The sequence below is a fragment of the Citrobacter sedlakii NBRC 105722 genome (assembly GCF_000759835.1).
Taxonomy (GTDB): Bacteria; Pseudomonadota; Gammaproteobacteria; order Enterobacterales; family Enterobacteriaceae; genus Citrobacter_A; species Citrobacter_A sedlakii.
Map to the genome: position 1 here is coordinate 1 of NZ_BBNB01000003.1, position 17,758 is coordinate 17,758.

General features: G+C 56.4%; 22 protein-coding genes. 3 read left to right on the forward strand and 19 right to left on the reverse strand.

Translation table 11 applies throughout. The features are described from left to right. The 9 genes from CSE01S_RS07445 to fkpA all read right to left on the reverse strand — a co-directional run. Window positions 1-234: GTP-binding protein (locus CSE01S_RS07445; protein WP_000031667.1), on the reverse strand; the 234-nt coding region annotated here is incomplete at its 3' end. 70 nt (window positions 235-304) lie between these two features. Further along, window positions 305-2,419 (reverse strand): elongation factor G, encoded by a 2,115-nt coding sequence (fusA, locus tag CSE01S_RS07450; protein WP_042286235.1) that lies wholly within the window; start codon window positions 2,417-2,419, stop codon window positions 305-307. 96 nt (window positions 2,420-2,515) lie between these two features. Beyond that, window positions 2,516-2,986, reverse strand: coding sequence for a 30S ribosomal protein S7 (gene rpsG / locus CSE01S_RS07455; protein WP_002920113.1), 471 nt, complete (start codon window positions 2,984-2,986; stop codon window positions 2,516-2,518). A gap of 96 nt (window positions 2,987-3,082) precedes the next feature. Further along, the gene (gene rpsL / locus CSE01S_RS07460; RefSeq protein WP_000246815.1) at window positions 3,083-3,457 is read right to left on the reverse strand and encodes a 30S ribosomal protein S12; all 375 of its coding nucleotides are present in this window, start codon (window positions 3,455-3,457) and stop codon (window positions 3,083-3,085) included. 125 nt (window positions 3,458-3,582) lie between these two features. Continuing rightward, the gene (gene tusB, locus CSE01S_RS07465; protein ID WP_042286237.1) at window positions 3,583-3,870 is read right to left on the reverse strand and encodes a sulfurtransferase complex subunit TusB; all 288 of its coding nucleotides are present in this window, start codon (window positions 3,868-3,870) and stop codon (window positions 3,583-3,585) included. Window positions 3,871-3,877: 7 nt separating this feature from the next. Beyond that, window positions 3,878-4,237 carry a sulfurtransferase complex subunit TusC gene (gene tusC, locus CSE01S_RS07470; RefSeq protein WP_042286238.1) on the reverse strand — a complete coding sequence of 120 codons (360 nt, stop codon included), beginning with the start codon at window positions 4,235-4,237 and terminating at the stop codon, window positions 3,878-3,880. Beyond that, window positions 4,237-4,623, reverse strand: coding sequence for a sulfurtransferase complex subunit TusD (gene tusD, locus CSE01S_RS07475; protein ID WP_042286241.1), 387 nt, complete (start codon window positions 4,621-4,623; stop codon window positions 4,237-4,239). Before tusD ends, tusC begins: the two co-directional genes overlap by 1 nt. After that, window positions 4,623-5,345: a helix-turn-helix transcriptional regulator gene (locus CSE01S_RS07480; protein WP_042286247.1), complete on the reverse strand. Its 723-nt coding sequence runs from the start codon at window positions 5,343-5,345 to the stop codon at window positions 4,623-4,625. Before CSE01S_RS07480 ends, tusD begins: the two co-directional genes overlap by 1 nt. A 166-nt stretch (window positions 5,346-5,511) precedes the next feature. After that, on the reverse strand, window positions 5,512-6,336 hold the full coding sequence (gene fkpA / locus CSE01S_RS07485) for an FKBP-type peptidyl-prolyl cis-trans isomerase (protein WP_042286250.1): 825 nt from the start codon (window positions 6,334-6,336) through the stop codon (window positions 5,512-5,514). A 222-nt stretch (window positions 6,337-6,558) separates the two neighbouring features. Between fkpA and CSE01S_RS07490 the strand changes: the two genes are divergently transcribed. Continuing rightward, window positions 6,559-6,777 carry a protein SlyX gene (locus CSE01S_RS07490; RefSeq protein WP_042286253.1) on the forward strand — a complete coding sequence of 73 codons (219 nt, stop codon included), beginning with the start codon at window positions 6,559-6,561 and terminating at the stop codon, window positions 6,775-6,777. 135 nt (window positions 6,778-6,912) lie between these two features. Here CSE01S_RS07490 and slyD read toward each other — a convergent pair whose 3' ends face one another. The 4 genes from slyD to kefG all read right to left on the reverse strand — a co-directional run bounded on the left by slyD (window position 6,913) and on the right by kefG (window position 10,176). Next, window positions 6,913-7,515 carry a peptidylprolyl isomerase gene (slyD, locus tag CSE01S_RS07495; RefSeq protein WP_042286257.1) on the reverse strand — a complete coding sequence of 201 codons (603 nt, stop codon included), beginning with the start codon at window positions 7,513-7,515 and terminating at the stop codon, window positions 6,913-6,915. A gap of 94 nt (window positions 7,516-7,609) precedes the next feature. After that, window positions 7,610-7,810, reverse strand: a complete 201-nt coding sequence (locus CSE01S_RS07500) for a YheV family putative zinc ribbon protein (protein ID WP_042286259.1) — start codon at window positions 7,808-7,810, stop codon at window positions 7,610-7,612. A 9-nt stretch (window positions 7,811-7,819) separates the two neighbouring features. After that, entirely contained in the window at window positions 7,820-9,625 is a 1,806-nt protein-coding gene (gene kefB, locus CSE01S_RS07505) for a glutathione-regulated potassium-efflux system protein KefB (protein WP_042286262.1), read from the reverse strand. Further along, entirely contained in the window at window positions 9,625-10,176 is a 552-nt protein-coding gene (gene kefG / locus CSE01S_RS07510; RefSeq protein ID WP_042286933.1) for a glutathione-regulated potassium-efflux system ancillary protein KefG, read from the reverse strand. Before kefG ends, kefB begins: the two co-directional genes overlap by 1 nt. A gap of 137 nt (window positions 10,177-10,313) precedes the next feature. On the opposite strand from kefG, the gene CSE01S_RS07515 reads away from it, so the two are divergent. Further along, entirely contained in the window at window positions 10,314-12,215 is a 1,902-nt protein-coding gene (locus CSE01S_RS07515; protein WP_042286266.1) for an ABC transporter ATP-binding protein, read from the forward strand. A gap of 15 nt (window positions 12,216-12,230) precedes the next feature. Then, entirely contained in the window at window positions 12,231-13,163 is a 933-nt protein-coding gene (locus tag CSE01S_RS07520; RefSeq protein WP_042286268.1) for a LysR family transcriptional regulator, read from the forward strand. Window positions 13,164-13,228: 65 nt separating this feature from the next. Here CSE01S_RS07520 and mdcH read toward each other — a convergent pair whose 3' ends face one another. The 6 genes from mdcH to mdcC form a co-directional block, all read right to left on the reverse strand. Beyond that, entirely contained in the window at window positions 13,229-14,128 is a 900-nt protein-coding gene (gene mdcH, locus CSE01S_RS07525; protein WP_042286270.1) for a malonate decarboxylase subunit epsilon, read from the reverse strand. Continuing rightward, window positions 14,128-14,745, reverse strand: a complete 618-nt coding sequence (locus CSE01S_RS07530) for a malonate decarboxylase holo-ACP synthase (protein ID WP_042286274.1) — start codon at window positions 14,743-14,745, stop codon at window positions 14,128-14,130. The genes mdcH and CSE01S_RS07530 overlap by 1 nt, the downstream gene beginning before the upstream one ends. A 2-nt stretch (window positions 14,746-14,747) precedes the next feature. Next, window positions 14,748-15,707 (reverse strand): AEC family transporter, encoded by a 960-nt coding sequence (locus CSE01S_RS07535; RefSeq protein ID WP_042286279.1) that lies wholly within the window; start codon window positions 15,705-15,707, stop codon window positions 14,748-14,750. Between the two features lie 124 nt (window positions 15,708-15,831). Then, the gene (mdcE, locus tag CSE01S_RS07540; protein ID WP_042286936.1) at window positions 15,832-16,632 is read right to left on the reverse strand and encodes a biotin-independent malonate decarboxylase subunit gamma; all 801 of its coding nucleotides are present in this window, start codon (window positions 16,630-16,632) and stop codon (window positions 15,832-15,834) included. Next, window positions 16,632-17,465 (reverse strand): biotin-independent malonate decarboxylase subunit beta, encoded by an 834-nt coding sequence (locus CSE01S_RS07545; protein ID WP_042286283.1) that lies wholly within the window; start codon window positions 17,463-17,465, stop codon window positions 16,632-16,634. The genes mdcE and CSE01S_RS07545 overlap by 1 nt, the downstream gene beginning before the upstream one ends. Next, entirely contained in the window at window positions 17,458-17,757 is a 300-nt protein-coding gene (gene mdcC / locus CSE01S_RS07550) for a malonate decarboxylase acyl carrier protein (protein ID WP_042286285.1), read from the reverse strand. Before mdcC ends, CSE01S_RS07545 begins: the two co-directional genes overlap by 8 nt. Between the last annotated feature and the right edge of the window lies 1 nt (window position 17,758).

The following is a 17,758-nucleotide window of genomic DNA, read 5'->3' on the forward strand; positions in this document are numbered from 1 at the left end:
TGCGTAGTGACGGGTCGGGGTATCGTATTCAACGTGAGAAGTGTTGATGGTGATACCACGCGCTTTCTCTTCCGGCGCGTTATCGATCTGGTCGAATGCACGAGCAGCACCGCCGTAGGTTTTAGCCAGTACGGTAGTGATTGCAGCGGTCAGGGTAGTTTTACCGTGGTCAACGTGGCCGATGGTGCCGACGTTAACGTGCGGTTTTGTACGTTCAAATTTTTCTTTAGACACGGCTATATTCCTTACTATAGCGCTCTCCCCTTATGGAGAGAGCACGGGACTTAGGTTTTAATCCTGTGGATTATTTACCACGGGCTTCGATTACGGCCTGAGCAACGTTGCTCGGTGCATCATCATACTTCAGGAATTCCATAGTGTACGATGCGCGACCTTTGGTCAGAGAACGCAGCTGAGTTGCATATCCGAACATTTCAGACAGCGGAACTTCAGCGTGGATCTTAACGCCAGTAACTTCAGATTCCTGACCGCGCAGCATACCGCGACGACGGCTCAAGTCACCAATGACGTCACCGGTGTTCTCTTCCGGCGTTTCTACCTCAACCTTCATGATCGGCTCAAGCAGAACTGGTTTCGCTTTCTTAAAGCCTTCTTTAAAGGCAATAGACGCAGCCAGTTTAAACGCCAGTTCCGAGGAGTCAACGTCATGGTAAGAACCGAAGTGCAGACGGATACCGATGTCAACAACCGGATAACCAGCCAGCGGGCCTGCTTTCAGCTGCTCCTGGATACCTTTATCAACGGCAGGGATGTATTCGCCAGGGATTACACCACCTTTGATGTCGTTGATGAACTCGTAGCCTTTCGGGTTGGAACCCGGCTCCAGCGGGTACATGTCGATAACAACATGACCGTACTGACCGCGACCACCAGACTGCTTCGCGTGTTTACCTTCGATATCGGTAACTTTCGCGCGAATCGCTTCACGGTAAGCAACCTGAGGTTTACCGACGTTCGCTTCAACGTTGAATTCACGCTTCATACGGTCAACGATGATGTCGAGGTGCAGCTCACCCATACCGGCGATAATGGTCTGGTTAGATTCTTCGTCAGTCCATACGCGGAATGACGGGTCTTCTTTAGCCAGACGGCCCAGAGCCAGACCCATTTTTTCCTGGTCAGCTTTGGTTTTCGGTTCTACGGCGATGGAGATTACCGGCTCTGGGAATTCCATACGCTCCAGGATGATCGGGTGATCCGGATCGCACAGAGTGTCACCGGTGGTCACGTCTTTCAGACCGATCGCCGCAGCGATGTCGCCCGCGCGAACTTCTTTGATCTCTTCACGTTTGTTAGCGTGCATCTGAACGATACGACCGAAACGCTCACGTGCGGATTTCACGGAGTTCAGTACGGTATCACCAGAGTTAACCACACCGGAGTAAACGCGGAAGAAGGTCAGGTTACCCACGAACGGGTCGGTAGCGATTTTGAATGCCAGTGCAGAGAAAGGCTCGTCATCGCTAGCGTGACGTTCAGCAGGCGTATCTTTACCGTCGTCCAGGATACCGTTGATCGCAGGTACGTCAACCGGGGATGGCAGGTAATCAATTACCGCATCCAGCATTGCCTGAACACCTTTGTTCTTAAAGGCAGAACCACAGGTAACCAGGATGATTTCGTTGTTCAGAACGCGCTGACGCAGAGCTTTTTTGATCTCTTCTTCAGTCAGTTCTTCACCACCCAGGTATTTTTCCATCAGCTCTTCAGACGCTTCCGCTGCGGACTCGATCAGGTTCTGGTGCCATTCTTCAGCCAGTTCCTGCATGTCAGCCGGGATGTCTTCATAGGTGAAGGTCACGCCTGCATCAGCTTCGTTCCAGTTGATGGCTTTCATTTTCACCAGGTCAACAACACCGGTGAACGCTTCTTCAGCGCCAATTGCCAGCTGCAGCGGAACAGGGTTCGCGCCCAGACGGGTTTTGATCTGACCAACAACTTTCAGGAAGTTCGCGCCCATACGGTCCATTTTGTTAACGAACGCAATGCGCGGAACTTTATATTTGTTTGCCTGACGCCATACGGTTTCAGACTGCGGCTGAACACCACCAACTGCGCAGTAAACCATTACCGCACCATCAAGAACACGCATGGAACGTTCTACTTCGATGGTGAAGTCAACGTGCCCCGGGGTGTCGATGATGTTTACGCGATGCGGTTCATACTGCTTAGCCATACCAGACCAGAATGCAGTAGTCGCTGCGGAAGTGATGGTAATACCACGTTCCTGCTCCTGCTCCATCCAGTCCATGGTAGCTGCGCCGTCATGAACTTCACCGATTTTATGGTTTACACCGGTGTAGAACAGAATACGTTCGGTAGTAGTGGTTTTACCGGCGTCGATGTGCGCACTGATACCGATGTTACGGTAGCGTGCGATGGGTGTTGTACGAGCCATTTGATTCCTCGTTTATCTTTTAGGCGTTCAATTTAAGTAGCCCAAAGCGGGCTGCTTACTGGAAGCGCCCGCCTGGTGACTAAAATTCCGAAGGGATTACCAACGGTAGTGTGCGAACGCCTTGTTGGCTTCGGCCATACGGTGAACGTCTTCACGTTTCTTAACTGCAGTACCTTTGTTGTCTGCAGCATCAGTGAGTTCGTTCGCCAGGCGCAGAGCCATGGATTTATCACCGCGTTTACGAGCAGCTTCAACGATCCAACGCATTGCCAGAGCATTACGACGAACCGGACGGACTTCAACTGGTACCTGATAAGTAGAACCGCCAACGCGGCGAGACTTAACTTCGACAGTCGGGCGCACGTTTTCGAGAGCGACTTCGAAAGCTTCCAGTTCAGATTTACCAGAGCGCTGAGCCAGGGTCTCCAGCGCGCTGTATACGATTGTTTCGGCAGTAGATTTTTTACCATCTACCATCAGGATATTGACAAATTTAGCCAGCAGTTCTGATCCGAACTTCGGATCCGGCAGAATTTTACGCTGACCAATGACGCGACGACGTGGCATGGAAATACTCCGTTGTTAATTCAGGATTGTCCAAAACTCTACGAGTTTAGTTTGACATTTAAGTTAAAACGTTTGGCCTTACTTAACGGAGAACCATTAAGCCTTAGGACGCTTCACGCCGTATTTGGAGCGAGCTTGCTTACGGTCTTTAACGCCGGAGCAGTCAAGCGCACCACGAACGGTGTGGTAACGAACACCCGGGAGGTCTTTAACACGACCGCCACGGATCAGGATCACGGAGTGCTCCTGCAGGTTGTGACCTTCACCACCGATGTAGGAAGTCACTTCGAAACCGTTAGTCAGACGAACACGGCATACTTTACGCAGTGCGGAGTTCGGTTTTTTAGGAGTGGTAGTATATACACGAGTACATACGCCACGTTTTTGCGGGCATGCTTCCAGCGCAGGCACGTTGCTTTTTGCAACTTTGCGAGCACGTGGTTTGCGTACCAGCTGGTTAACTGTTGCCATTAAATAGCTCCTGGTTTTAGCTTTTGCTTCGTAAACACGTAATAAAACGACCTCATACAATATGAGGACGCCGAATTTTAGGGCGGTGTCGAAAAGGTGTCAAGAAATATACAACGATCACACAATCACCAGGCCAACTGGCTGGTGTGCTGGATCGTCAGTCTGACGAAATCAGTATAGCTAACCCTGACGACGCTGTCTGAAATTTGACCACCCAGGCCGCGGGCGTCAATGTCTTCTTTCAGTGCGTATACCGTTATGGGGGCGTTGCGCAGCGTTTCAAGGAAGTGAGAGCCTTCTATTGCAGCAATAACGCCATCCTGGAGTAATAACAGCGCGTCGCCTTCCGCGAGTAAACGCTGCAGGGATGTGAAATCGGACTGCCACGGGGAGCGGTGTAAGGTATGCAGCATACGAGCCTCAGAATCTCAGGATCACATCGTAATGGCTCAGCTCCCGACGCAGCGCTTCGGGCTCAAGCGCGGTGGCTTCCACCACAAACGCTGCGTCATCGCCAAGCCCACGCTCGCGCAGCGAGGCGGCGCACAGCCAGCATTGTTCGATATCGTACAATCCCAGCAGCTTAAAGGTGGCGATATAGTCGCGCGCCAGCACGACATCCGGTTTTTGCCCGGCAAGGATCTGGAACACGCCGTCACCCACGAAGAAGACGCCGGGATCATCCGTTAAAGCAGAGGTCGCCAGCAACGCGTCTAACCCCTCGCGGCCCGATGCGCTGCCATGCGGCGCGGTGGAAAAAACAAAAGCCACGCGTTTCATCAGAACTGTACCATGCGATCGCACGTTAACGAGGCTTCCGCCAGCGCGCCGAGGCCGCTTAGCGTAAATCCCGGCTGAAGATTAGCGGAGAGCAACCCAAGGCGGCCCGCTTCGCTTTCATCAACCACGCCGCGACGCAGCGCCGCGGCCACGCAGATATTGAGGGCAACGCCATGCTGCGTGTGCAGTTGCCGCCAGGCGCGAACCAGGTCAAATTCATCGCTCGCCGGCGAGGTCAACTGGTTGGCGTTATATACGCCTTCACGATAAAAGAAGACGCTGCTTAGCGTGTGGCCTTCTTCCAGTAACGCCTGAGCGAACTGCAGCGCGCTGCTCGCCTGCTGGGTACCATATGCCGGACCGGTAACCATGATGGCAAAACGCATTACTTGTCTTGCCCCTGGAAGTCGCCGCTTTTGAACTGGCGAATATAGAGATACACGGTGTGCTTGGAGATATTGAGACGATCGGCGACCTGGTTGATCGCATCTTTAATATCAAAAATGCCTTTCTCGTACAGATTCAGAACGATCTGGCGATTCTTGGCGTTATTAGACACATTACGATCGGCGTTCACCTCTTCGATGGTAAATTCCAGCGTCTGGGTGACCAGATCTTCAACAGAAGAAGCGAAGTTGACGGACGATCCGACTTCCGGCGTTTCAGGCGGAATAAAGGTATTCATGATTTGCGAGAACGGTACATCAAGGTTCATGTTGATGCACAGCAGGCCAATCACGCGATGCTCGCGATTGCGAATAGCAATGGTCACGGACTTCATCAGGACGCCGCTTTTCGCACGGGTAAAGTAGCACTTCGACACGCTGCTGTCCGCACCGGTCATATCGTGCAGCATACGTAACGCAAGGTCGGTAATCGGCGAACCGATTTTACGCCCCGTGTGCTCGCCGTTGGCGATGCGAATGGCGGAGCATTTCAAATCCTGCAAAGAGTGCAAAACGATTTCACAGTGGGAACCAATGAGCATCGCTAACCCGTCCACCACCGCTTCGTAGGATTTCAGAATATCAAAGTCGGTTTGATCGAAAGGACGTTGATCCAGTAAATCAAGCTCACTGGTTTCGTTGGTTAAAAGCGACCTGGACATGAAAAAAAACACTCCTTTTCAGGAGCCTGTCGTTATGTTTTCAGGGCAGGCTCATTAATTATGTGGATGGTTAAATTAATACAGTGGAGGTTCCACTTTCCACAACTAATTATATCCGGCCTGCAATAAAAAAACCGCCGCTCTGTTCGGCGGCGGTTCTCAGTTTTTATTTTTTAGCAGCATCTGCGGCTTTTGCGTCAGCTTCTGCTGCGGCTTCTGGCTTCGCATCCGCCTTCGGCGCTGGTTTGATATCCAGCAGCTCTACGTCGAATACCAGCGTGGAGTTAGCCGGAATACCCGGGACGCCAGTTTTGCCGTATGCCAGCTCCGGTGGAATGACCAGCTTGATCTTACCGCCTTTCTTGATGTTTTTCAGGCCTTCGGTCCAGCCTGGGATCACGCCATCCAGACGGAAGGAGAGCGGCTCGCCACGGGTGTAGGAGTTGTCGAACTCTTTACCGTCGATCAGCGTGCCTTTGTAGTTAACAACGACGGTGTCGCTGTCTTTCGGCGCTTCGCCGGTACCCGCTTTCTCGACTTTATAAAGCAAGCCGGTAGAGGACGTTTTCACGCCTTTCTCTTTCGCAAACTTGTTACGATACTCTTTGCCCTTGGCTTCGTTTTCAGTCGCGTCTTTTTCCATCTTCGCCTGAGCGGAAGATTTCACGCGGGCTTCAAACGCCTGCAGCGTTTGTTCGATTTCCTGGTCAGTCAGCTTGCTCTTATCGGCAAACGCGTCCTGGACGCCCGCGATCAGTTGCTCTTTATCCAGTTTAATGCCCAGTTTTTCCTGTTCTTTCAGGGAGTTTTCCATATAACGACCCAGCGAAGCGCCCAGCGCATACGCTGATTTCTGATCGTCATTTTTAAACGCCGCTTTGCTGTCAGCAGCCGCAGCCGGTTTTGCCGCCTCAGCAGCGAAGGTCATCGGGGCATGCAGCGCAACGGCCATCGTGGTTGCCAGCAGCGTGGCTTTAAACAATGATTTCATCCATATCTCCAGGGCCGGGGCATCTCACCCCGAGGTTAGCTTCATTTAAGAAGCGTACTATAAAGCGTTGTTGAACAAATCAACATAAGGACATGCCTTATTCTCACTTCTTTTCAGACTCTTTTTGTTTAAATTAGTTTCGGCGCGGCGCAATCAGGGCTGCGCTCATCGACAGAATTCAGTAGAATCCGCCGCAACCCGGGATAATCAATGAGGTGAATCATGCAGGATACCACGCTGGAAACTCGTCTGGCCGAACTGGAAAGTCGCCTGGCTTTTCAGGAAATCACCATTGAAGAGCTCAACGTGACGGTCACCGCCCACGAAATGGAAATGGCCAAATTGCGCGATCATCTGCGTCTGCTGACCGAGAAACTGAAGGCCAGCCAGCCGTCCAATATCGCCTCCCAGGCGGAAGAGACGCCACCGCCTCATTATTGAGACGTAAAAAAAGCGGGTTATATTCTATACCCGCTTTATTTTGCGCTCCGTTCATGTACCGCGCGCTAAATACCCTATGAATTTCTCGTCACAGCAAGATCCAGCCGACCCTGCGTGGCTTAAAAGACGACGGGATTAGTGGCAACCGCAGCCGCCGTGACCTTTACCGCCGCCACCGCAGCAGCCTTCGCCACCGTGCTCGTGACCGTGGTCATGGCCGTGACCGCCGCAGCAGCCGTCGTGACCGTGGTCATGATCGTGGTCGTGACCGTGTGCGCCGTGAACGTGACCATGAGCCAGTTCTTCTTCCGTCGCTTCGCGGATCGCTACCACTTCAACGTTGAATTTCAGGTTCTGACCCGCCAGCATGTGGTTACCGTCAACCACAACGTGGTCGTCTTCCACTTCGGTAATTTCTACCGGAACCGGACCCTGGTCGGTTTCCGCCAGGAAGCGCATGCCCACCTGCAGCTCGTCAACGCCCATGAAGACGTCTTTAGGTACGCGCTGTACCAGGTTTTCGTCATACTGACCGTAGGCGTCGTTCGCGCCAACAGCTACATCGAATTTGTCGCCAACTTCGTGACCTTCCAGGGCGGTTTCCAGACCAGAGATCAGAGAACCGTGACCGTGCAGGTAGTCCAGCGGCGCACTCACCGGAGACTCATCAACCAACACACCGTCTTCTGTACGTACCTGATAGGCCAGGCTGACCACCAGGTCTTTTGCTACTTTCATGATATCTCCTGAGCGTGGGAAAATTGCTGGCGCAGATTGTAGCGGAAATCTGCACCCGTGTACCCTTTAGCTTAAAAAAACTCGGGGCATATCGCTAGTCCGGATGAAAGATCCCGATCACTTGCTCCTCTTTGCGCACATGATCGCGCGCATCTTTATCCGCTTCCCGCATTTGGTGACCGCACTTAACACACTCAACAATATCGATATTATTCTCGCGCCACATCGCCAATGTGTCCTGCGCCTGGCAGGACGGGCATTTCGCCCCGGCAATAAAACGTTTACGGATTGTCATACTGAACCTCTATTCAAATTCATCCCAGCCGTCCAACTGACGTCGTTCCTGCTGCATCTCGCGCTGAAAAATCTCCTCAAGCTCGCGCCTGGCTTCTCTGGCGCGCGAAATTTGTAGGGTATCGGCATGCATCGGAATAAGCTCCCGCAGCATTCGCATATCCAGCCGTCGGAAATGCAACTGCGCCCGCTGCGCCTGGTGAGGGTGCATGCCCAGCGACACCAGCGTTTTACGCCCGAGTTCCAGCGCGCTGGAAAACGTTTCACGGGAAAACTGCGTTACCCCTGCCTGTAATAACTCATGTGCTTCCACACGTCCGCGCGCTCGCGCAAGAATATGCAAATGCGGGAAGTGTTGCTGACAGATCTCCACCAGCTTCATCGTATCTTCCGGATCGTTGCAGGTGATAACGATGGATTCTGCCGCCTCCGCGCCCGCAGAGCGCAGAAGATCCACCTGCGTCGCATCGCCGTAATAGACCTTGTAGCCATATTTTCGCATCAGGTTTACGGCGCTGATATCCCGTTCCAGAACGGTAATACGCATTTTATTCGCCATCAGCAAACGCCCAATCACCTGGCCGAAACGGCCAAACCCGACCACAATCACTTGCGGCTTATCGTCATCCACCCACGGTTTTTCGTCCTCTTCATCCGGGCCGTTAAACTGACGCGAGAGCCATTTGTCGATAAGTTTCATTAGCATGGGCGTGGTCATCATCGACAGCGTGACGGTAACCAACAATAGCGCCATTTGATCGCCCTGAAAAAGCCGCTGCGACGAGGCTGTAGAAAACAGCACGAAGGCGAATTCCCCCCCCTGGCTCAGGACGCCGGCAAACTGCATTCTTTCCGAGCTGCGAAGACCGTAGAGCCGCGCCAACCCATAGAGCACCAACGTTTTTACCGCCACCAGCACCACCACGCTTGCCACAACCCACGGCAGATGGGTGTACAGCACGCCCAGGTTGAGCGACATGCCAACCGAGATAAAAAACAGGCCGAGCAACAGTCCCTTGAACGGATCAATGGCCGTTTCCAGCTCATGGCGATATTCGCTTTCCGCCAGCAGCACGCCCGCAATAAACGTGCCCAGCGCCATCGACAACCCCAGCGCGTCCATAAATAAGGCAGAACCCAGCACCAGCAGCAGCGTCGCGGCGGTAAACACTTCGCGTACGCCGGACGCGGCGATGAAGCGGAACACCGGGCGCAATAAGTAGCGCCCGCCAATCAACATCCCGGCGAAAGCAAGCACTTTCATGCCAATCTTCATCCAGTCGAAATGCTCGTCGGCGGAACCGGCGAGCAACGGCACCAGCGCCAGCGCCGGGATCACCGCCAGGTCCTGAAACAACAACACCGAGAAGCCAAGTTGCCCCGACTCGCTGCGATTCATCCCCTTCTCGCGCATCAGTTGTAGCGCCATCGCGGTCGAGGACATTGCCAGACCGATACCGCCAACCACCGCGGCTTGCCACGAAAAATCCGTCAACATCAATAGCCCGGCGAGCAGCGCCGCGCTGAGCAACACCTGCGCCGCCCCGACGCCAAAAATCGATCGCCGAAGCTGCCAGAGTTTCGCCGGGTTCAGCTCCAGCCCGATAATGAACATCAGGAATACGACGCCAAGCTCAGAGAAATGCAGAATCTCGTCAACGTCGCTAATGAATCCCAGACCCCATGGGCCAATGGCGATACCCGCAAGCAGATACCCTAATACCGCGCCGATGCCGAGCCGTGAAGCCAGCGGCACCGCCGCCACCGCCGCGAAGAGGAACAGCACGCCCGCCAGCAATAAATCGGAACCTTCCATCAGCGGCCTCCCACGGGAACAGGCTGGGTAAGCCAGTCGCCATATGCTTTCGCATGGCTTTCCAGCTCTTGCGCGCTCTGCCGCCTGGCCCAGTAAATAATGATCGGACTCATCCAGTGCATCCGGCACATACCCGCCGTCAGCTCAAAGGGCCGCAGGACGTCGCTCATCGGGTAACGATTCAGAGCGTCATAGCGATAGGCGCTCTCCGGTTCGCCAGTGGTAATCACGCTGCGCCAGTACTTTCCCGCGAGCTGGTTCCCCCCCGGACCGCTGGCAAAGCCGCGGCTTAACACCCGATCCAGCCACTCTTTCAACAGCGCCGGGCAGCTATAGGTATACAGCGGATGCTGAAACACAATCACATCATGCTCACGCAAAAGAGCCTGCTCATGCGGAATATCAATAAAAAAATCAGGATAGTGCGCGTAGAGATCGTGCACCGTTACGTTACTGAGCTGCATAGCCGGCTTAAGCAGCACCCGGTTCGCCACCGAGTCCTGAGATTCCGGATGGGCATACAGCAGCAACACCTTTGCTGGCTGAGACATCATCCCCCTCCCGGTTTTATTTCTGTTTTTGTGTCGCGTTGTTGTTTTGGGCTACCATTGCGCCCCAGTGCGGCAGAATGCCAGCACACTACATTATCATAATGATAAATTAACATAGTCAGAACATACGGCGCCTTATGATTGTTTTCTCCTCGTTACAAATTCGTCGCGGCGTGCGCGTCTTGCTGGACAATGCCGCTGCCACTATCAATCCGGGCCAGAAGGTCGGCCTGGTGGGCAAGAACGGCTGCGGGAAATCTACCCTGCTGGCGTTGCTGAAAAATGAAATCAGCGCCGACGCCGGAAGTTTTAGCTATCCTGGCAACTGGCAGCTGGCGTGGGTGAATCAGGAAACCCCCGCCCTGGCCCAGCCAGCGCTGGAGTACGTCATTGACGGCGACCGCGAATACCGTCAACTGGAAGCCCAGTTGCACGACGCTAACGAACGTAACGACGGACACGCTATCGCCACTGTACACGGCAAGCTGGACGCCATTGACGCCTGGACCGTCCGCTCACGCGCCGCCAGTCTGCTGCATGGGCTGGGGTTCAGCAACGAACAGCTTGAACGTCCGGTCAGCGACTTCTCGGGCGGCTGGCGTATGCGCCTCAACCTGGCGCAGGCGCTGATCTGCCGCTCCGATCTGCTGCTGCTCGACGAACCGACTAACCACCTCGATCTTGATGCGGTTATCTGGCTGGAAAAATGGCTGAAAGGCTATCAGGGCACTCTGATTCTGATCTCCCATGACCGGGATTTTCTCGACCCGGTAGTGGACAAAATTATCCACATCGAACAGCAAAACCTGTTCGAGTACACCGGCAATTACAGCGCGTTTGAAATCCAGCGCGCCACCCGTCTGGCCCAGCAGCAAGCGATGTACGAAAGCCAGCAGGAACGCGTGGCGCATCTGCAAAGCTATATTGACCGCTTTCGCGCCAAGGCGACCAAAGCCAAGCAGGCGCAAAGCCGAATCAAAATGCTGGAGCGCATGGAGCTGATCGCCCCTGCGCACGTGGATAACCCCTTCCACTTTAGCTTCCGCGCGCCGGAAAGCCTGCCAAACCCATTGCTGAAAATGGAAAAAGTGAGCGCGGGTTACGGCGAGCGCATCATACTCGACTCCATTAAGCTGAATCTGGTGCCTGGCTCGCGCATTGGCCTGCTTGGCCGCAACGGCGCCGGGAAGTCTACGCTTATCAAGCTGCTGGCGGGCGAGCTCACGCCGGTCAGTGGCGAAATCGGCCTGGCGAAAGGCATTAAGCTTGGCTATTTCGCCCAGCATCAGCTGGAGTACCTGCGCGCTGACGAGTCACCGCTGCAACACCTGTCGCGCCTGGCGCCGCAGGAACAGGAGCAGAAGCTGCGCGACTATCTCGGCGGCTTTGGCTTCCAGGGCGATAAGGTCACCGAAGAGACGCGGCGTTTCTCCGGCGGCGAAAAAGCCCGTCTGGTGTTGGCATTGATTGTCTGGCAGCGCCCGAACCTGTTGCTGCTTGATGAACCGACCAACCATCTCGATCTCGACATGCGTCAGGCGTTGACCGAAGCATTGATCGAATTCGAAGGCGCGCTGGTCGTCGTGTCGCACGACCGTCACCTGTTGCGCTCCACCACCGACGATCTCTACCTGGTCCACGACCGTAAAGTCGAACCGTTTGACGGCGACCTGGAAGATTATCAGCAGTGGCTGAGCGAGGTGCAGAAACAGGAAAACCAGCCTGCTGAAGCGCCAAAAGAGAACGCGAACAGTGCGCAAGCGCGTAAAGATCAGAAGCGTCGTGAAGCCGAGCTGCGTACGCAGACCCAGCCGCTGCGCAAAGAGATCGCCCGTCTTGAAAAAGAGATGGAAAAACTGAACGCGCAGTTAGCGCAGGCGGAAGAAAAGCTGGGCGACAGTGAACTGTACGACCAGAGCCGTAAAGCAGAGCTGACCGAGTGCCTGCAACAACAGGCCAGCGCCAAAGCCGGGCTGGAAGCGTGCGAAATAGCCTGGCTGGACGCGCAAGAGCAGCTTGAGCAAATGCTGGCCGACTAACCACAGGAAACCACCATGACGCCGCTCATCACCAACGATATTACTTTCCGCAAGCTCAGCATCTTCATGACGTTTATGGAGAAAGGGAATATTGCCCGCACGGCGGAAGCGCTGGATATCAGTGGGGTGAGCGTGCATCGCGCGTTACATACGCTGGAAGAAAATGTCCGTTGTCCGCTGTTTGTGCATAAAGGTCGCAACCTGATCCCGCAACCGGCGGCCTGGACACTGCTGGAATATTGTCAGGAAGTCACTCAGCTTATGGCGCGAGGGCTGGAGGAAGCGCGTAAAACGGCGGGGGTCGGCCAGGGGCGCTTACGCGTCGGCACACTTTACTCGCTGACCCTGGAGACCGTCCCGCATCTGATCATGGGCATGAAGCTACGGCGTCCCGACCTCGAACTGGATCTGACGATGGGGTCGAACGAAGCGCTGCTTGCGATGCTGGAAGAAGGTACGCTGGATGCGATCCTGATTTCTATTTCGGAAAGTGAAATCGATCGCAACAGTCTGGAAGTGCTGCCGCTGTTTCATGACGACATCTATCTCGCCGCACCGTCAACGGCCACACTGGACAGCTCCTCGCCTGCCGATCTGCGCGATTACCGGGAACAGAAGTTTGTTTCTCTGGCGGAAGGCTTCGCCACCTATGCCGGCTTTCAGGAGGCCTTTCACATCGCCGGATTCGAGCCGGAGATCGTCACCCGCGTGAATGACATTTTCTCGATGCTCAGTCTGGTGCAGGCGGGTGTCGGCTTTACCCTGATGCCGGGACGCATGAAGAAGATGTATGAGAATTCCGTGCAGCTACTGAAGCTGGCGCAGCCCTACCAGATGCAGCAGCTTATCGCGATTGTCTTCGCCCGCAACCGTGAGCGCGACCCGAATCTGCTGGCGCTCGCCGCCGAAGGACGAATGTACGCGCGCAGTCTGGAGCCTGGCGTTTGATTGCCGGTTAGCCTGAGGCCAATACATCCTGTAAGCAGGAGAAGCATCGCGCCAGCAGGCAACAATCACAACAACTGTACCCGCCGCGCCAGATGCACGGCAACGTCCACGCCGCTACGTTCCAGGGAAATCGACTCCCCTTCCCACGCCGCCTGTCGCGTCAGGCAGGTCAGCACGCCGCCGGGCGGCATTTCAATCGCCAGCCTTGCGTCACGCTCGTTAGCCGAAATTACCGCTTCCTGCCAGCGCACGGTGCGCGCCATGTTCATCGCCAGATCGTTGGCAATTCTTTCCGGCTGCCAGAGCACGCGCCCGGTGCTGCCGCTCAGATACGCGCAGCGCGGGCGTGCAAGCGTGACCGAGTTAAACGCCGCCGCCAGCTTCTGCGCCGGTTCCGCCAGCAGCTCGCAGTGCGACGGCACGCTCACGGCCAGCCGCTTTGCTTTGCTCGCGCCTTTTTCCAGGGCGCGTTTTGCCACCTGCGCCATCCCTTCATCGGATCCGGCAATGACAATCTGCGTTTCGGCATTCAGGTTGGCAATGTATGTTCCGCTACCTTCGATCAGCTGTTCCACCTGCGGCAGGGTTAAGCCCATGATTGCCGTCAGGCCGTAGCCGTGCGGCCAGGCCTGTTCCATCAGATCGCCGCGCAGCGCCACCAGCTTCAGCGCGTCCGTAAATTCCAGCGCGCCCGCCACCACCGCCGCGGGATAAGCGCCAATCGATAAACCGCTAACGATGTCAGGCGACACGCCGCGTCGCTCCAGCTCGCGCGCCCAGGACACGCCGGCAATTAACAGCGAAAGCTGCACCGCGCGGGTGTGGGTTAACGAGGCCGCGCTGTCCAGCGTATCAACTTCCTTCCCCAACACCTGACGTGCCTGTTCCAGCTCCGTTCCCGGCAGGTTTTGCAGCATACCTTCATGCTGCGTGCCCTGGCCCGGAAAGGTAAACAGTATTTTCATCACTCCTCCCTGCGCCATGGATCTGCCACCAGGCGTGGCCCACGGCGGGTTTTCAGCAGCGTTTTACCGTCACGCAGCCACTCCGCCAGCGCGAATCCGCCTTCCGGCGTATCCACCTGCGTATCCGCCCGGCATAGCGCGCGGCTGAGCTGAAGCTGCCAGCCAGCAAATGCGTCAGGGGCAACGGCGTGCGGAGCGCGGATCAGCAGGTCGAGATCGCTGTCGGCATGGATCACCGGAATACCGGTCGCCAGCGCGTAGCCGGTGCTGCCGGTAATGCCCCACGTCCACGGCCACGACTGCTGAGCAAGCTGAAGCGCCACCTGTACCGGCGGCTGGGTGACAAACGGCGAACGCAGCAGATCGGCAGTGACGCACAGCTCTTCAGGCGACACCACGCGTAGCACATTCTCAGGCTGCACCCATCCGGCTGCCCGCTGGTCGCGGCGCAGTCCGCGCACGCCAACGGGAATTCGTCCTTCGTTATCCACATCACGCCGTACCACCACCGGCAGGCCGGCATGCCAGGCAGATTCAACCCAGGATTCGGTAATACCTTCCAGCGCGTCGCGCGAGGTAAGCCAGATAAGGTCGTGGGGGCGTAATGTTGTGGTCATAATTACATTCCTGACGTCAGCGAGATAAACAGCGGCAGCGACAGGATACACAGTACGGAGCTTAACAGCAGCACGGCTTCTGCATCCGGCGACTGCACGCCAAAGCGGTTACCGAACACCACGCCGAAGAAGCCCGCGGACAGCGCAATCATCAGGATGGCGGTGATCGCCACGGAGCCGTGCAGACCGAAGATTAAAACGATACCCCAGGCAATCGCCGGCTGGATCAGCAGTTTGGCGACGGTGGAGGTGATCACCATGGTGTTGATCTGCAGCTTACGGGCAGAGAGGATCACCCCGGTCAGAAACAGCGCGGCAGCGGTCGCGGACAGCCCCAGCGGTTTAATCGCCGCCAGCACCAGCTCCGGCATTTTGATGCCGATAGCGGACAGGATCACCCCCAGCAGCGGGCCCATCACGATCGGTTTTTTAATGGAGCGCCACATCAGCACCGGCAGCATGGAGAGCGTTGAGCCGGAGTTGTTGCCCTCGGCGCGCGCTTTTTCACGCTCCAGAATCAGCAGGCAGAACGGGGTCATCAGCACGGAACCGCAGGCGATAGAGACCGCCACGGACAGTGAGGTGGAAGGGCCTTCGCCCAGCACGCTGCCCAGAATCGGCAGGCCAAGCGCCGCATAGTTTGGCAGGGCGACGGTGAGCGTCAACACGGCCGCATCCTGCGGCGATTTTTTGAATACGCCGGTAGCAAGGAAATAGATCGCCGCGTAGGTGATCCACATCGCCAGCGTCAGTACCACAATCAGCGGCGACTGCGCCACGATACCCGCCCAGGGCGTCTGTACCGTCGCGCTGAACAGCGCCGCAGATAATGCGAAATCCATGACGAAGATGTTGAGCAGGGAAACATTCTTGTTATCAACCATTTTGGCCTTCCCGGCCCAGAACCCCAGCAACATGATGATAAATATCGGTGCAAGAGCATGAACAATCACGTAAGTCATAAATCACCTGTAATGAAGAAAAAAGTTAGCACGGACGCGATGATTATTATTTTTCGGATGTAGCGGCCCGCGCGGGCGCAGCGCGTGCGCCCACGGAGCCGAACATTCGGCAGGTCTTAATTACTTACCAGCTGGCTCGCATACGTTCGCGTACGAGCGCCGAGCTGCGGCGATTGTCAGCACCCAGACGGCTTTTCAGCGTGGTGTCCTGACGCGCGTCACTGATGGCCTGTTGCAGGGTAGTTTTCACCTGCGTCAGATCGTTATCGGATGGGGCATCCGGGTTGCTGATGTCCAGCAGGTCGGAAAGCAGCCCCAGCGTGGCGTAGTTGCTGATGTCATACGCCATGGGCGGAATGGTTGCCGCCAGTTTTTCCAGCGCGTCAACGGTACGCAGCGTAATGCGCGCCGCAGACTCTTTGCCCATCGCGTGGATCAGCACGCCTTTATCGTTAAAGGCAATCAGACGGTTAGCCTGGTAGCCGTGCGCCAGAAACGCGCCGGACATTGCCTTACCGACGATAAGACCAATCACCGGATGACCCGCCAGACGCGCGTTGGCGTAGGCGGCAGCGGCTCCCGCCAGCGCCTGGTGGATACCAAACGCCTCTTCGCGACGGCCATAGGCCTGGCTTGGGACGTCGATTACCGCCACTATCGGGCGCTTCACGGCTTTATCAGCATCCGCCGCGACGGTTTCGCTGACCACTTTCGCCAGCGTCCAGCCTTCCAGCAGACCGACTTCCCCTTTCGCCGCGCGCGGGAAGTGGTTGTTGGCATCCGGCACCACGGCGACAAAACGCACCGTTTCACCGTTCAGCTCACCGTCTGCCGCCTGCACGGACGGGCACAGCCCCTCAATACGTTTGGCGTTCGGGGCGAGCGTTTCCAGCCAGCGTTCGCCACGGCTTATTGCGTTACTCATCATTTCACCTCCCGGGCAAAAAGCGCGTTAATCTGTTCGGCATCGGCCTGTTTGCGGGTGTCGAAATTCGTCAGACGGTTCAGGTAATCGTCATAGTTATCGGTGCGATGTTTCGCCGGTACGCCTTTCGCGATGGCCTCGTTCATCGCGGCTTTCACCGCGTTCACGCCGTCGCCTACCAGCGCGTCCACCAGCCCGCTTTCATAGCGTACTTCGCCGCCGGTCATGCTCCAGATAAACGGCCGGTCGCGGGAGTCGTACTCTTCAATGCCCGCTTCCTGCTCAATAACCTGCGGGCCGTTGAGGCCGAGACGCGCTTCGCGGGTCACAATCAGGTAGCTGCACAGCGCCGCGGCGATAGACATCCCGCCGAAGCAGCCCACGGTTCCGGCCACAATCCCGACGACCGGGGTATAACGACGCAGGTCAACGATCGCGGCGTGGATATCGGCAATCGCCGCCAGGCCGAGGTTGGCTTCCTGCAGGCGCACGCCGCCGGTCTCGAGGCACAGTACCGCCTGCGTCGGAATGCCGTTGCGGTTATCTTCCGCCGCCAGCTCCAGCGCCGCCGCCATTTTGGCGCCGGAGACTTCGCCCATGCTGCCGCCCTGGAAGGTCCCTTCAATCGCCACGACTACCGCTGGCTGGCCGTTGATGGTCCCTTTCGCGACCACCATGCCGTCATCGGCCTGCGGCACAATGCCCTGTGGCCCAAGCCACGGAGAGATAATGCCTTCAAACGGATCCAGCAGTTCGCGGTAGCTGCCCTCGTCGAGCAGCGCCTGAGCACGCTGGCGCGCTTTTAATTCGATAAAGCTGCTGTCATCACGCATGGCTCACCCCTTCAAACACCTGTTCAATACGAATGCGCGCCACGCCCGGCGTCGCGCCGAAGTCGTGGATGGTCAGTTTGCCTGCGGGCAGGCTGCTGACGGTTTCCAGGCGGCTGAACAACGCCTCCCAGCGTCCGCGGCTGTTGTCGACGGAGGTGGTGATATCAACGGTCAAGGTCTGGCCCGGTTCGGCGGTGAAGAGCACCTCCATATCCCCGGAGCCGACGACGCCTGCCAGCGCTCTGCCGCTGACTTCGCGGCGGGCGGGCACGGTCAATGTAATTTTTTCCATA

Coding starts and splice junctions, on each gene's coding strand:
- mdcC (WP_042286285.1), bottom strand. CDS start 17,757: ATGGAAAAAATTACATTGACCGTGCCCGCCCGCCGCGAAGTCAGCGGC.
- mdcH (WP_042286270.1), bottom strand. CDS start 14,128: ATGAAAATACTGTTTACCTTTCCGGGCCAGGGCACGCAGCATGAAGGT.
- tusD (WP_042286241.1), bottom strand. CDS start 4,623: ATGCGTTTTGCCATCATGGTTACCGGTCCGGCATATGGTACCCAGCAG.
- CSE01S_RS07515 (WP_042286266.1), top strand. CDS start 10,314: ATGATTGTTTTCTCCTCGTTACAAATTCGTCGCGGCGTGCGCGTCTTG.
- tusB (WP_042286237.1), bottom strand. CDS start 3,870: ATGCTGCATACCTTACACCGCTCCCCGTGGCAGTCCGATTTCACATCC.
- kefB (WP_042286262.1), bottom strand. CDS start 9,625: ATGGAAGGTTCCGATTTATTGCTGGCGGGCGTGCTGTTCCTCTTCGCG.
- CSE01S_RS07520 (WP_042286268.1), top strand. CDS start 12,231: ATGACGCCGCTCATCACCAACGATATTACTTTCCGCAAGCTCAGCATC.
- CSE01S_RS07480 (WP_042286247.1), bottom strand. CDS start 5,345: ATGTCCAGGTCGCTTTTAACCAACGAAACCAGTGAGCTTGATTTACTG.
- rpsG (WP_002920113.1), bottom strand. CDS start 2,986: ATGCCACGTCGTCGCGTCATTGGTCAGCGTAAAATTCTGCCGGATCCG.
- CSE01S_RS07500 (WP_042286259.1), bottom strand. CDS start 7,810: ATGACAATCCGTAAACGTTTTATTGCCGGGGCGAAATGCCCGTCCTGC.
- CSE01S_RS07535 (WP_042286279.1), bottom strand. CDS start 15,707: ATGACTTACGTGATTGTTCATGCTCTTGCACCGATATTTATCATCATG.
- mdcE (WP_042286936.1), bottom strand. CDS start 16,632: ATGAGTAACGCAATAAGCCGTGGCGAACGCTGGCTGGAAACGCTCGCC.
- fkpA (WP_042286250.1), bottom strand. CDS start 6,336: ATGAAATCATTGTTTAAAGCCACGCTGCTGGCAACCACGATGGCCGTT.
- CSE01S_RS07545 (WP_042286283.1), bottom strand. CDS start 17,465: ATGCGTGATGACAGCAGCTTTATCGAATTAAAAGCGCGCCAGCGTGCT.
- CSE01S_RS07530 (WP_042286274.1), bottom strand. CDS start 14,745: ATGACCACAACATTACGCCCCCACGACCTTATCTGGCTTACCTCGCGC.
- fusA (WP_042286235.1), bottom strand. CDS start 2,419: ATGGCTCGTACAACACCCATCGCACGCTACCGTAACATCGGTATCAGT.
- rpsL (WP_000246815.1), bottom strand. CDS start 3,457: ATGGCAACAGTTAACCAGCTGGTACGCAAACCACGTGCTCGCAAAGTT.
- tusC (WP_042286238.1), bottom strand. CDS start 4,237: ATGAAACGCGTGGCTTTTGTTTTTTCCACCGCGCCGCATGGCAGCGCA.
- slyD (WP_042286257.1), bottom strand. CDS start 7,515: ATGAAAGTAGCAAAAGACCTGGTGGTCAGCCTGGCCTATCAGGTACGT.
- CSE01S_RS07490 (WP_042286253.1), top strand. CDS start 6,559: ATGCAGGATACCACGCTGGAAACTCGTCTGGCCGAACTGGAAAGTCGC.
- kefG (WP_042286933.1), bottom strand. CDS start 10,176: ATGTCTCAGCCAGCAAAGGTGTTGCTGCTGTATGCCCATCCGGAATCT.